Origin of the sequence: Pseudomonas sp. PB101 (assembly GCF_009764265.1) — a bacterium.
Taxonomy (GTDB): Bacteria; Pseudomonadota; Gammaproteobacteria; order Pseudomonadales; family Pseudomonadaceae; genus Aquipseudomonas.
Window position 1 is genome coordinate 1 of record NZ_RWIR01000018.1, and the last position, 12,900, is coordinate 12,900.

The 12,900-nt window shown below is 62.8% G+C and carries 10 protein-coding genes; 6 read left to right on the top strand and 4 right to left on the bottom strand.

The window, feature by feature from the left end; all coding sequences use genetic code 11:
* Positions 1–87 precede the first annotated feature (87 nt).
* The 6 genes from EI969_RS05015 to EI969_RS05040 all read left to right on the top strand — a co-directional run bounded on the left by EI969_RS05015 (position 88) and on the right by EI969_RS05040 (position 9,105).
* Complete coding sequence (locus EI969_RS05015) at positions 88–1,503, top strand: sigma-54-dependent Fis family transcriptional regulator (protein WP_160386200.1); 1,416 nt, start codon at positions 88–90, stop codon at positions 1,501–1,503.
* 274 nt (positions 1,504–1,777) lie between these two features.
* Complete coding sequence (locus EI969_RS05020) at positions 1,778–3,169, top strand: GntP family permease (RefSeq protein ID WP_160386201.1); 1,392 nt, start codon at positions 1,778–1,780, stop codon at positions 3,167–3,169.
* Between the two features lie 7 nt (positions 3,170–3,176).
* The gene (locus EI969_RS05025) at positions 3,177–3,950 is read left to right on the top strand and encodes a 3-hydroxybutyrate dehydrogenase (protein ID WP_095941906.1); all 774 of its coding nucleotides are present in this window, start codon (positions 3,177–3,179) and stop codon (positions 3,948–3,950) included.
* Between the two features lie 117 nt (positions 3,951–4,067).
* On the top strand, positions 4,068–6,023 hold the full coding sequence (locus EI969_RS05030; RefSeq protein WP_160386202.1) for an acetoacetate--CoA ligase: 1,956 nt from the start codon (positions 4,068–4,070) through the stop codon (positions 6,021–6,023).
* Positions 6,024–6,237: 214 nt separating this feature from the next.
* Positions 6,238–8,775: a PAS domain-containing sensor histidine kinase gene (locus EI969_RS05035; RefSeq protein WP_160386203.1), complete on the top strand. Its 2,538-nt coding sequence runs from the start codon at positions 6,238–6,240 to the stop codon at positions 8,773–8,775.
* Between the two features lie 54 nt (positions 8,776–8,829).
* Positions 8,830–9,105, top strand: coding sequence for a peptidylprolyl isomerase (locus EI969_RS05040; protein WP_007898282.1), 276 nt, complete (start codon positions 8,830–8,832; stop codon positions 9,103–9,105).
* A gap of 143 nt (positions 9,106–9,248) precedes the next feature.
* Here EI969_RS05040 and EI969_RS05045 read toward each other — a convergent pair whose 3' ends face one another.
* From EI969_RS05045 to EI969_RS05060, 4 genes are all read right to left on the bottom strand, one after another.
* Positions 9,249–10,181: a sugar kinase gene (locus EI969_RS05045; RefSeq protein WP_160386204.1), complete on the bottom strand. Its 933-nt coding sequence runs from the start codon at positions 10,179–10,181 to the stop codon at positions 9,249–9,251.
* A 136-nt stretch (positions 10,182–10,317) separates the two neighbouring features.
* On the bottom strand, positions 10,318–11,535 hold the full coding sequence (locus tag EI969_RS05050) for an amino acid deaminase (RefSeq protein WP_160386205.1): 1,218 nt from the start codon (positions 11,533–11,535) through the stop codon (positions 10,318–10,320).
* A 39-nt stretch (positions 11,536–11,574) separates the two neighbouring features.
* On the bottom strand, positions 11,575–12,339 hold the full coding sequence (locus EI969_RS05055) for an IclR family transcriptional regulator (RefSeq protein WP_160386206.1): 765 nt from the start codon (positions 12,337–12,339) through the stop codon (positions 11,575–11,577).
* 168 nt (positions 12,340–12,507) lie between these two features.
* A complete protein-coding gene (locus EI969_RS05060) occupies positions 12,508–12,897 on the bottom strand; it encodes a RidA family protein (RefSeq protein WP_034147161.1) in 390 nt (129 codons plus the stop codon).
* Between the last annotated feature and the right edge of the window lie 3 nt (positions 12,898–12,900).

The window sequence follows — 12,900 nt, forward strand, 5'->3', positions numbered from 1 at the left end:
CTCCCACAGGGGATTGCATTTCCCTGTGGGAGCGGGCTTGCCCGCGATGGGGCCGGAACAGTCAAAAAGAAATCAGGATCAATACAGATGAACACCACCGAAAACCTCAAGGACTACCAGCGCGTTCGCTTGCTGGCGATCCGTTCGTTGTTCGAGATCATCGAGCAATCGAGCGAGGGCACGGTGATTGTCGACCGCGATGCCAACATCGTCTGGATGAATGAGCGCTATGCCCGGCGCTTCGGCCTGCAATCGGCGCAGGATGCGATCGGCAGACCCTGCGAAAGCGTGATCCCCGGCAGCCTGTTGCGTGAAGTGGTGCGCACCGGCCGGCCGATCCTGCTGGATATGCAGGACACCTCCAAAGAGCCGCTGGTGGTCATGCGCCTGCCGATTCACGATGATTCCGGCGTGGTGATCGGCGCCATCGGTTTCGCCCTGTTCGACGAATTGCGCAGCCTGTCGCCGATGCTCAAGCGCTACATGAGCATGCAGGAAGAACTGGCCTCCACCCGCTCGCTGCTGCGCGCGCGGCAAACCAAATACAACTTCGCCCATTTCATCGGCACCAGCGCCGCCAGCCTCGAAGTCAAACGCCGTGCCCGGCGCAGTGCGAGCACCGAATCGCCGGTGCTGCTGCTCGGCGAAACCGGCACCGGAAAGGAGTTGCTGGCCCAGGCCATCCACAATGCCTCACCCCGTGCACACAAGGCGTTTGTCAGCATCAACAGCGCGGCGATTCCCGAATCACTGCTGGAAGCCGAATTCTTCGGCACCGCCCCCGGCGCGTTTACCGGCGCCGACCGCAAGGGCCGCGCCGGCAAATTGCAGATCGCCCAGGGCGGCACGTTGTTCCTCGACGAAATCGGCGACATGCCGCTGCCCCTGCAAAGCAAACTGCTGCGGGTGTTGCAGGAAAAGGAATTCGAGCCGGTGGGCTCCAACGAGGTGATCCAGAGCGATGTGCGGGTGATCGCCGCGACCTCGACCGACCTTGAAGCGGCGATCAAGCGCGGCGAATTTCGCGCCGACCTGTACTACCGGCTCAACGTGCTGCCAATCCAGGTGCCGCCCTTGCGCGACCGCCTCGATGACGTGCCGGCGCTCAGTGAAGCGATTCTCGAGGAACTTCGCAGCCAGCATGAACTGCACCACGAAGCTCTGGAACTGCTGGGGCAACACGCCTGGCCGGGGAACATTCGCGAACTGCGTAATGTGCTGGAGCGGGCCGCGCTGCTCAGTGACGACCTGCGCCTGAGCGCGGCGGACATCCGCGCGGCGATTGGTACGTTCACCCAGGTGGAACGCGTGGTGCCCTTGCCCCTGGAACCCTTTGCCCACGAGACCTTCAGTGCGGCACGGGAGCGTTTTGACCGGCAACTGATCGAGTCCACCCTCGCGCAATGCGGGGGCAAGGTGATTGAAGCAGCGGCGCGGCTGGGGCTTGGACGGTCGACGTTGTACAAGAAGATGGTGGCGCTGGGGATCGTAGAGTCTCTATAACGAGACGCAATTCTCATTTATTGGACGCGCTGTGCGCGAATCGCTGGCAAGCCAGCTCCTACAGGTTTACGCAACCCCCTGTAGGAGCTGGCTGGCCAGCGATGAGGCCAACACTGCCAATAAAAGTCTCAAAAAAGAGACAAAACGATCAAGAAAATTCAAATAATATAAATATACCCTTATATTTCAATAACTTAATCATCTGGCACAAAACTCGCTATACGCATCTCCTACCAAGCTTCACCCAACAAAAATAACAACCAGGAGACACACCATGAGTGTGATCATTGCCTTGGCAGCCCTCGCGCTGCTGATGCTGGCTGCCTACCGTGGCTACAGCGTTATCCTTTTTGCCCCGATTGCCGCGCTCGGCGCCGTTCTGCTCACCGACCCTTCCGCCGTCGCCCCGGCTTTCACCGGCGTGTTCATGGAAAAAATGGTCGGCTTCATCAAGCTGTATTTCCCGGTATTCCTGCTCGGCGCGGTGTTCGGCAAGTTGATCGAACTGTCCGGTTTCTCCCGCTCCATCGTCGCTGCGGCGATTGGTCTGCTCGGCACCCGCCAGGCGATGCTGGTGATCGTGCTGGTCTGCGCCCTGCTGACCTACGGCGGCGTGTCGCTGTTCGTGGTGGTGTTCGCGGTCTATCCGTTTGCCGCTGAGATGTTCCGCCAGAGCAACATCCCCAAGCGCCTGATCCCGGCGACCATTGCCCTCGGCGCTTTCTCGTTCACCATGGACGCCCTGCCCGGCACGCCGCAAATCCAGAACATCATCCCCAGCACCTTCTTCAACACCACCGCGTGGGCGGCGCCGTGGCTCGGGGTGATCGGCACGATCTTCGTGTTCTGCGCCGGCATGCTGTTTCTCCAGCGCCAGCGCAACAAGGCACAGCGCGCCGGTGAAGGTTATGGCTCGGACCTGCGCAACGAACCGGAAACCGCCGCCGACCTCAAGCTGCCCAACCCCTGGCTGGCACTGTCGCCACTGCTGGCGGTGGGCATCATGAACCTGCTGTTCACCCACTGGATTCCGCAGGTGTACGGCAAGACCCACAGCCTCGCGCTGCCGGGCATGGCCACGCCGGTGACCACCGAAATCGCCAAGCTCACGGCGATCTGGGCGGTGCAGGCAGCCTTGCTGGTCGGCATCCTCATGGTGCTGGTGTTCGGCTTCCAGGCGATTCGCAGCAAACTCGCCGAAGGCAGCAAAAGCGCGGTCAGCGGTGCGTTGCTGGCGGCGATGAACACCGCCTCGGAATACGGTTTCGGCGCGGTGATCGCGTCCTTGCCGGGTTTCCTGGTGCTGGCCGACTGGCTCAAGAACATCCCCAATCCACTGGTCAACGAAGCGATTACCGTGACCCTGCTGGCCGGCATCACCGGTTCCGCTTCGGGCGGCATGAGCATCGCGCTGGCGGCGATGTCCGAGCAGTTCATCAGCGCCGCCCATGCGGCGAACATTCCGCTGGAAGTGCTGCACCGGGTCGCCGCGATGGCCAGCGGCGGCATGGACACCCTGCCGCACAACGGCGCGGTGATTACCCTGCTGGCGGTGACCGGGCTGACCCATCGCGAGGCTTACAAAGACATTTTCTGTATTACGCTGATCAAGACCCTGGCGGTTTTCGTGGTGATCGGCACTTTCTACGCCACTGGCATTGTGTGAGGTATTCATGACGACTCTTTCGGGCAAGACCGCACTGGTCACCGGCTCCACCAGCGGTATCGGCCTGGGTATCGCCCTCAGCCTGGCCAAGGCGGGAGCCAACCTGATCCTCAATGGCTTTGGCGATGCGTCCAAGGTCATCGCCGAAGTGGAGCAGTTCGGCGGCAAGGTCGGCCATCACCCGGCCGATGTCAGCGATCCGGCGCAGATTGCCGACATGATCGCCTATGCCGAACGCGAATTCGGCGGCGTCGACATCCTGGTCAACAACGCGGGCATTCAGCACGTCGCCGCGGTCGATGAGTTTCCGGTGGAACGCTGGGATTCGATCATCGCGATCAACCTGTCGTCGGTGTTCCACAGCACCCGCTTGAGCCTGCCGGGCATGCGCGCCAAGGGTTGGGGCCGGGTCATCAACATTGCTTCGGTGCATGGCCTGGTCGGCTCGGTGGGCAAGTCCGCCTATGTCGCCGCCAAGCATGGGGTGATCGGCTTGACCAAAGTGGTCGCGCTGGAAACCGCGACCACCCAGGTCACCTGCAACGCGATCTGCCCAGGCTGGGTATTGACGCCGCTGGTGCAGAAGCAGATTGATGATCGTGCCGCCAGTGGCGTTGATCCGCAGCAGGCGCAGCATGATTTGCTCGCTGAAAAACAGCCATCGCTGGAGTTCGTGACCCCGCCGCAACTGGGTGAACTGGTGTTGTTCCTGTGCAGTGAAGCCGGCAGCCAGGTGCGGGGTGCGGCGTGGAATGTTGATGGTGGGTGGTTGGCGCAGTGATCGCCTGCCAGACCGCGTTATCTTCATCGCGAGCAAGCTCGCTCCCACAGGTTCTGTGGTGCCTGTGGGAGCGGGCTTGCCCGCGATTGGATCTGAAGAGATAAGAAGAGGCAAACCATGTCCGACATCCTCTGGCAACCCGACGCCAAACGCATTGGCAAGACGCGCATGGAGGCCTTCCGGCGCTTCGTCAATCAGCGACACCACCTCAAGATCGACGACTACCCTGCCCTGCACCAATGGTCCGTCGAGCAGCGCCCCGACTTCTGGCAGGCCATCGTCGATTTCTTCGACATCCGCTTCCATGAACAACCCGACGCCGTGCTGCTCGAAGGCCCCCGGATGCCCAGCGCCCAATGGTTCCCCGGCGCTACGCTGAACTTTGCCGAACACCTGCTGCAACGCCGCGATGATGCAATCGCCGTGGTCGCCGTGGGCGAAAACGGTCAGCGTGAACATTTGACCTGGGCCGAACTCGCAGAGCATGTCGCCGGCTTTCAAAACGGTTTGATCGCCGCCGATGTCAGAGTCGGTGACCGGGTCGCCGCGTGCATGCCCAACACCTGGCAAACCCTGGTGGCCATGCTCGCCACCACCAGCCTGGGCGCTGTCTGGTCCTGCTCTTCACCGGACTTCGGCACTCAAGGGGTGGTTGACCGTTTCGGCCAGATCGAACCGAAAGTGCTGCTGACCTGCGCTGGCTATCGTTATGCTGGCAAAGAGATCGACCAGACCGCCAAGGTCAACGAGATCCTGCAGCGGCTGCCGTCGTTGCAACAGTTGATCGTGGTGCCTTATGCACGACCCCAGGCGCACATCACAGACTTCCACACCCCGGCCAACGTGACACTGTGGGACGATTTCTATGTACCCGGCGGAGAACCGGACTTCGTCCCGGTGCCGTTCGCCCATCCGCTGTACATCCTCTACTCCAGCGGCACCACCGGCGTGCCCAAATGCATCATCCACAGCACCGGCGGCGTACTCCTGCAACACGTCAAGGAGCACGGCCTGCACTGCGACCTCGGCCCCGGCGAATGCCTGTTCTACTACACCACCTGCGGCTGGATGATGTGGAACTGGCTGGTGTCGGCATTGGCGGTCGGCAGCGCGGTGGTGCTATACGACGGCTCGCCGTTCCACCCCGACCCGCAACGCTTGATCGACCTGATCGACGACGAAGGCATCAGCGTCTTCGGCACCAGCCCGAAATACCTCGCGACCCTGGAAAGCAGCGGCATCAAGCCGCGTGACAGCCATGACCTGGGCAGCCTCAAGACCTTGCTGTGCACCGGCTCGGCACTGTCGCCGCAGAGTTACGACTTCGTCTATCGCGACGTCAAGGCGGACGTGTGCCTGGCCTCGATGTCCGGCGGCACCGACGTCGTCTCGTGCTTCGTCAATGGCAACCCGATGTCGCAAGTCAGGCGCGGTGAAATCATGGGCAAGAGCCTGGGCATGGCCGTCGAAGTGTGGAACGACGCCGGCCAGCCGGTGATCGGCGAAAAAGGCGAACTGGTCTGCACCCGTCACTTCCCGGCAATCCCCGTTGGCCTGTGGAACGACGCCGATGGCGAAAAGCTGCGCCAATCCTATTTCAGCCTGTTCCCCGGCGTCTGGGCCCAGGGTGATTACGCCGAACAACTGCCCCATGGCGGGATGATGATCCACGGCCGCTCGGATGCCGTACTCAATCCCGGCGGCGTGCGCATCGGCACGGCGGAAATCTATCGCCAGGTGGAAAAAATCCCGCAGGTGCTCGACAGCGTGGCCATCGGTCAGCAATGGCAGGATGACGTGCGAGTGGTGCTGTTCGTGCGGCTGCGCGACGGGCTCGAACTGGACGAAGCGCTGCAACAGCAAATCCGCCAGACGATTCGCGCCAACACCACGCCGCGCCATGTGCCGGCGAAGATTGTCGCAGTCACCGACATTCCCCGGACCATCAGCGGCAAGGTCGTCGAGCTGGCGGTGCGCAACGTGGTGCATGGGCAGCCGGTGAAGAACACCGATGCGCTGGCCAATCCCGAGGCGCTGGAGCAGTTTCGTGACCGGCCTGAACTCCTGGATTGAAATAAGGTTACCTGTAGGAGCGAACTTGCTCGCGATAAACCCGAGAGCGCCGCGGGGCACCTGCCAGCCCGCGTTATCGTTGACGACCATCGCGAGCGAGTTCGCTCCTACAGGGGTTGTGTCGCTGAACCGCTCAAGTCTCTGAATCTACCTGCACCTGTCACCTGTGCAAGAATAGAGGCCAGCCAAATCGACTCAGGCCCAGGACTCCCGGATGAACGCTACACCCACCGCCAGCGATGCCCAGGCCTTGATCGCCCGAATCGACTGGGCAAGCAGCCCGCTGGGCGCTGCCAGCACCTGGCCACAGAGCCTGCGAACCGCCGTGGACATCGTCATTCACTCGCCGATGCCGATGCTGCTGCTCTGGGGCCAGCAACTGACGCAAATCTACAACGACGGCTTCGCCCTGCTCGCCGGCAGCAAGCATCCCCACGCCTTCGGACAGCCGACACACCTGATCTGGCCAGAGCTGAAAGACTTTACCGACCCGATCTACCGCGCTGTCCTGCAAGGTCAGGTGCGAACCTACAGCGAGCAGCGTTTCACCCTGCAACGCGAGGGCCGCGAGTCCGACTTCTGGCTCGACCTGACCTACAGCCCGATCCGCGACGAAGCTGCCGAGGTGGCCGGGATATTGGTCACCGCCATCGAAACCAACGAGCGTCGGCGCATCGCCCTCGAACTCGAACAGCGCTCGGCAGCCAGCCTCAAGGCCCAGCGTGAAACCGAGGAGCGCCTGCAACTGGCGCTCTCCGCCACGGATGCGGTCGGGACCTGGGACTGGGACATCAGCGAAGACCGCTTCATCGCCGATGCACATTTTGCCCAGCTCCACGGCGTCGACCCGGCCATGGCCAACCAGTTGCCGATCAGCGAATACCTGCACGGCGTTCACCCGCAAGACCGTGCCCTGATCGCCCGCAGCATCAAGCACTGCATCACCCACGGCAGCGAATACGCCGAGGAATACCGTCTGCTGCAAACCGACGGCCAGATGCGCTGGGTGTTTGCCCGTGGCCGCTGCTACAAGGACCATCATGGCCGTCCGATCCGTTTCCTCGGCGCCGCCCTGGACCTGACCGAGCGCAAACACACTGAACAGGCCCTGCGCCAGAGCCAGACCGAGCTGCAACTGATCATCAACGCCATGCCGATCCTGATCAGCTACGTCGACCGCGAGGAACGCTTTCGCCTGAACAATGCGGCGTACCTCGACTGGTACGGGCTGACGCCGCAAGAGCTGTACGGGCGGACCATTCTTGAAGTGCTCGGCGAAGAAGCCTACGCGCTGCGGGCCCCGCACATCACCGAGGCGCTGTCCGGCCGGCCCTGCTGTTTCAGCATCAGCACGCCACACCGCGACGGCAGCATCCGCCAGGCCCTGATGAATTACCTGCCGCGCCACGGCCCGGACGGCGCGGTGAACGGCTTCTATATCTTCGTGATCGACGAAACCGAACGCAAAAAGACCGAAGAAGCCCTGCGCAACCTCAACGAAACCCTGGAGGAACGGGTCGCCGCCCGCACCCGCCAACTGGCCGATGCCAACGAGCGCCTGCAAAACGAGATGTTCGAGCGTGAACGGGCCGAAGACGCCTTGCGTCATGCCCAGAAAATGGAAGCGGTCGGCCAGCTCACCGGCGGCATCGCCCATGACTTCAACAACATGCTCACCGGCATCATTGGCAGCCTCGACCTGATGCAGCGTTACATCGCCGAAGGCCGCGCCAGCGAGATCGGCCGATTCACCGAAGCAGCCGTATCCTCGGCCAACCGTGCCGCGGCCCTCACCCATCGCTTGCTGGCGTTCTCCCGGCGGCAGTCGCTCAACCGCACGCCGCTGAACGCCAACGAGTTGATTCACTCGCTCGAAGACTTGTTGAGTCGTACCAAGGGCGACCATATCGAACTCAAACTGCACCTGGCCCAGGACATCTGGCGGGTCAACACCGATGTCAGCCAACTGGAAAACGCCCTGCTCAACCTGGTGATCAACGCCCGCGACGCCATGCCCGAGGGCGGCGAGTTGCAGATCGAAACGGCCAACGTGTACCTCGACGGCAGCGACATCACGACCCTGGAACCGGTCAATGCCGGCGACTACGTGATGATTGCCGTCAGCGACAACGGCACGGGCATGACGCCTTCGGTGCTGGCCAAGGCCTTCGATCCGTTCTTCACCACCAAGCCCATCGGCCAGGGCACCGGTTTGGGTTTGTCGATGATTTACGGCTTCGCCCAGCAATCGGGTGGCCACGTCAGCCTGTTCAGCCTGCCCGGACGCGGCACCAGCGTGCGCCTGTACCTGCCGCGCCTGCATTCGACCGAGCCGGACAAGGTCCTGTCACCCGTCGTCGGCGAGGCACCGGCGGCCATTGCCGGCGAAACGGTGATGCTGGTCGAGGACGATGCCGCGGTGCGCATGCTGATCCTCGACCTGCTCAAGGAGCTCGGCTACCGTGCCCACGAAGCCGAGGACGCCAAGGGCGCACTGCCGGTGCTGGAGTCCGACCTACGGGTGGACCTGCTGGTGACCGACGTGGGGTTGCCGGGCATGAACGGCCGACAACTGGCAGAAATCGCCCGTCAGCACCGTCCCGGACTGAAGGTGCTGTTCATGACCGGATACGCGGAAATCGCCGCCGAGCGCCAGGGTTTCCTCGAAGAAGGCATGGACATGGTCAGCAAACCGTTTTCCATCGACCTGCTGGCCAACAAGATTCGCACGATGATCGGTCAACCGAACTGAGTTGAGGCATAATCGCGCGCCCCGTTGTCAGCCTCGTTGCAAGGTAACTGTCCCATGAAAGCTCAAGCCCGCCATATCCTGGTGAAAACCTCGGAAGAAGCCGAGCAGCTCAAACAACGCATCGCCAAGGGCGAAGCGTTCGATGTGCTGGCCAAGAAGTATTCGACCTGCCCCTCGGGCAAGCGCGGCGGCGATCTCGGTGAAGTGCGCCCGGGGCAGATGGTCGGCGTGATCGATGCGGTGATCTTCAAGAAGCCGCTGCGGGTGGTGCATGGGCCGATCAAGAGCAAGTTCGGCTATCACCTGGTGCAGGTGTTTTACCGGGATTGACGCATTTGGCTTGAGGGCCCTATCGCTGGCAAGCCAGCTCCCACAGGGATTTGTGAGTTGCAATAGATTGCAGCCACACCGCTAAACACTGTGGGAGCTGGCTTGCCAGCGATCCAATGGCGCAGCCAGCGGCCATTCACCGCTTACCTCGGGATCAACGCCCCCGGCACCTGAATCACCCGGCTGGCCAGCCGATGTCCGGCCTCGGCGGCTTCTTCAGGGCTGCCACCCTTGAGCCGCGAGGCCAGGTACGCCGCACTGAACGAATCCCCCGCCGCCGTAGTGTCCACCACCCGCTCGACCTTCTGCGCCGGTACCTCGGACGACTCGCCATCACAACGGATCAGGCATGCTTTGGCGCCCCGCTTGAGCACCACTTCCGGCGTACCGATCTGCTCATACGCGGCAAACACCGCCGCACAATCGGCATAACCAAACAACGCCTGCTCGTCATCCACCGTCAGCAACGCCAGGTCGACATGCGGCAGTACGCTGCGATACGCCGCTTGTGCGTCCTCGACCGACGCCCACAGCCGTGGCCGGTAGTTGTTGTCGAACACGATCCGCGCATCGCGCTGGCGGGCTTCGATCAGGGTTTGCAGCAACCTTTCCCGGCCTTGCACCCCGAGTACCGCCAGGGTGATGCCACTGAAGTACAGCACGTCGTAATCCGGCAACGCCGCGAGGATCGGCGCTGCGGCCGGGGTGGTGAAGCAATCGCGTACCGCCGCTTCATTGCGCCAGTACAGAAAGCGCCGCTCGCCGGCGGCGTCAGTCTGGATGCAATACAAACCCGGCAGGCGCCCGGGCAGGCGCTGGACCATGCCGAGCCCGATGTTTTCCGCAGCCCAGCTCAAGCACATCGCATCGCTGAAACTGTCATCGCCCAGCGCGGTGACGTAGTCCACGCAGCCTTTCTCTCCCAGCTCCCGGGACAGATACACCGCCGTGTTCAAGGTATCGCCGCCGAAGCTCTGCTGCAGGCTGCCGTCGGCGCGATGCTGCAACTCGATCATGCACTCGCCGATCAGGGCAATGCGCGGGGTGTTGGGGCCGAGGGTGTTGATGGTGTTCATTGTCGTGGGGTCTCTGGTGTTGCGATGTTGTCTGGTCGGCCGCCATCGCGGGCAAGCCCGCTCCCACAAGTTCTGCAATGTTCATAAAACCTGTGGGAGCGGGCTTGCCCGCGATGGCAACACCTCGGTTTCTGTCTTAGAAACAGGTTTCCATGGTCTCGATGACGTTCAGTTGCTCATCCACCAGACAGCCGACACGCCACTTGTCGAACGTCAGGCACGGGTGCGAAGTACCAAACGAAATGATGTCGCCCACCCGCAGATCAACCCCCGGCGCCACGGTCATGAACGCATGCTGGTCCATCACCGCGGTCACCTTGCAGGCACTCACATCTTCGCCCCTGGCCGGCACCACGCCGGCCTTGTAGCGCAGCAACGGCACCGGCAGACCGGCGTCGTAGGCCACGTCGCGTTTGCCCAGGGCGATCACCGCAAACCCCGGCTCCGGCAACGACTGCACGTGCGCCCACACTTCCAGCGCCGGGCGCAAGCCTTCGTGCAGGTCGCTGCGACGGTCGAGCACGCAGCACTGCGCTTCCTTGTAGATGCCATGGTCGTGGGCCACGTAGCTGCCGGGACGCAGCACGCTGAGGAAACGTCCGGCGGCGTTCTGCGCTTCGAAGGACTCGGCAATCAGGTCATACCAGGCCGAACCCGAGGCGGTGATGATCGGCTTGGCAATGGCAAACGCGCCGCTGTCCTGCAGCTGCACTGCAAGGCGCACCAGTGACGCGGCAAAATCACGGATACCGGTCACGGCGTGATCGCCATGGATCACGCCTTCGTAGCCTTCGATGCCGGTCAGGGCCAGCCCCGGTTGGGCGGCGATGGCCTTGGCCAGGTCGAGCACTTCCTGTTCGCTGCGGCAACCGCAACGGCCACCGACCACGCCGTATTCGATCATCACGTTCAGGCGCACGCCGCGGGAGGCGAAATAGGCGCCGAGGTCGGCGACGTTGTCCGGGTGATCGACCATGCAATAGAAGTCGAACGTCGGGTCGGCCAGCAGGTCGGCGATCAGCGCCATGTTCGGCGTGCCGACCAACTGGTTGGCCATCAGCACCCGGCGCACACCATGGGCGTAGGCCGCGCGGGTTTGCGTGGCGCTGGCCAGGGTGATGCCCCAGGCACCGGCGTCCAGTTGGCGACGGAACAACGCCGGGGTCATGCTGGTCTTGCCGTGGGGCGCCAATTCGGCGCCGCTGTCGCTGACGAAGGCCTGCATCCAGCGGATGTTGTGTTCCAGCGCCTCGCGGTGCAGCACCAGCGCGGGCAGGCTGACGTCACGCACCAGGCTGGCACCGATCGGGGCAGCGCCTTTGTCCACGTTGGCGGTATGGGGGGCAGAAGACATGGTCGAACTCCTCGTTCAAGCGGCCGCAGGCAGCCGCTGTTATTCGTTGATGCGACGGGCCAGGCTGTTGGCGCTTTCGATCAGCACCCGGCGATAGTCGTTGTAGTTTTTCTTCGCATCGGCGCGCGGGGCGACGATGCACAAAGTCGCGATGGCCACGCCGCCGGGGTCTTTGACCGGCGCGGCGAAGCAATGGGTAAAGGTGTCGGCGACGCTATCGAAAGAAAAGAAGCCATCGATGCCGGCCTGACGGATTTCCTTGAGGAACTGCTCCAGAGGCAAGCGTTCGCCATCGGGCAGGATGAAGTCGTCGTGGTCGATCAGGTCGACGATTTCCTGGTCGCTCAGGTGCGCCAGCAACAGGCGCCCGGAGGCGGTCCAGGGAATGGGCGCGTTTTCGCCGATGTCCGAGGAAATGCGGAAATGCCGCTCCCCCTCCTTCATCAACGCGACGGTGTATTTGCGCCCGTTGAGCAGGCACATCTGCGCGGTCTCGTGGGTCTGGCTGACGATCTCCTGCAAGGCGTGATCGGCCTCGCGGGTCAGGTCGAAGTGGCGCAAGTGCGCCTGGCCGAGAAAGTACAACTGACGACCGAGGTAGACGTGACCGTCCTTGCCCACCGGTTCCAGGATCCGTCGTTCCAGCAGCGAGGCCACCAGTTCGTAGACCGTGGACTTGGGGCTGCCGATGCCGTTGGCGATGTCGTTCGGGCGCAGGGGCTGGCCGACCTCCTTGAGGAAGTCGAGGATATCGAACGCCCGGTCCAGACCGCGTGCCCGGCGCTTGATGGTGTCTTCGGTCATTTCAGTGGTTCCCATAAAAGTACCGGGAGTTTACCTATAGGCGCGCCGACCGTCAGGCCGCCATCGCGGGCGAGCCCGCTCCCACAGGGATTGATGATGTGTCTGCAATCTGTGGCAGCACACAGAACCTGTGGGAGCGTGGCTTGCCCGCGATGGGCGCGACTCGGTTCAGGCCTTTTTCTTGTACGCAATGCAGTCGATCTCGACCTTGCAGTCGACCATCATGTTCGCCTGCACACAGGCCCGCGCCGGGGCGTGTTCGGGTTTGAAGTACTCGGAGAAGACCTTGTTGAAACTGGTGAAATCCCGCGGGTCTTCCAGCCACACGCCGGCACGCACCACGTCTTCCAGGCCATAACCGGCCTCTTGCAGAATGGCGATCAGGTTCTTCATGGTCTGGTGGGTCTGTTCGACGATACCGCCCGTAATGATCTCGCCATCCACCGCCGGCACCTGCCCGGAAACGTGCAGCCAGCCATCGGCTTCAACGGCGCGGGCGAAGGGACGAGGCGTGCCGCCTGCAGCGGCGCTGCCGGTGCCGTAACGAGTAATGCTCATGAG

Bases quoted from the DNA above. Each gene is read 5' to 3' on its own strand.
- EI969_RS05050 (WP_160386205.1), bottom strand. From the start codon at position 11,535: ATGTCTTCTGCCCCCCATACCGCCAACGTGGACAAAGGCGCTGCCCCG.
- EI969_RS05055 (WP_160386206.1), bottom strand. From the start codon at position 12,339: ATGACCGAAGACACCATCAAGCGCCGGGCACGCGGTCTGGACCGGGCG.
- EI969_RS05035 (WP_160386203.1), top strand. From the start codon at position 6,238: ATGAACGCTACACCCACCGCCAGCGATGCCCAGGCCTTGATCGCCCGA.
- EI969_RS05015 (WP_160386200.1), top strand. From the start codon at position 88: ATGAACACCACCGAAAACCTCAAGGACTACCAGCGCGTTCGCTTGCTG.
- EI969_RS05040 (WP_007898282.1), top strand. From the start codon at position 8,830: ATGAAAGCTCAAGCCCGCCATATCCTGGTGAAAACCTCGGAAGAAGCC.
- EI969_RS05030 (WP_160386202.1), top strand. From the start codon at position 4,068: ATGTCCGACATCCTCTGGCAACCCGACGCCAAACGCATTGGCAAGACG.
- EI969_RS05025 (WP_095941906.1), top strand. From the start codon at position 3,177: ATGACGACTCTTTCGGGCAAGACCGCACTGGTCACCGGCTCCACCAGC.
- EI969_RS05060 (WP_034147161.1), bottom strand. From the start codon at position 12,897: ATGAGCATTACTCGTTACGGCACCGGCAGCGCCGCTGCAGGCGGCACG.
- EI969_RS05020 (WP_160386201.1), top strand. From the start codon at position 1,778: ATGAGTGTGATCATTGCCTTGGCAGCCCTCGCGCTGCTGATGCTGGCT.
- EI969_RS05045 (WP_160386204.1), bottom strand. From the start codon at position 10,181: ATGAACACCATCAACACCCTCGGCCCCAACACCCCGCGCATTGCCCTG.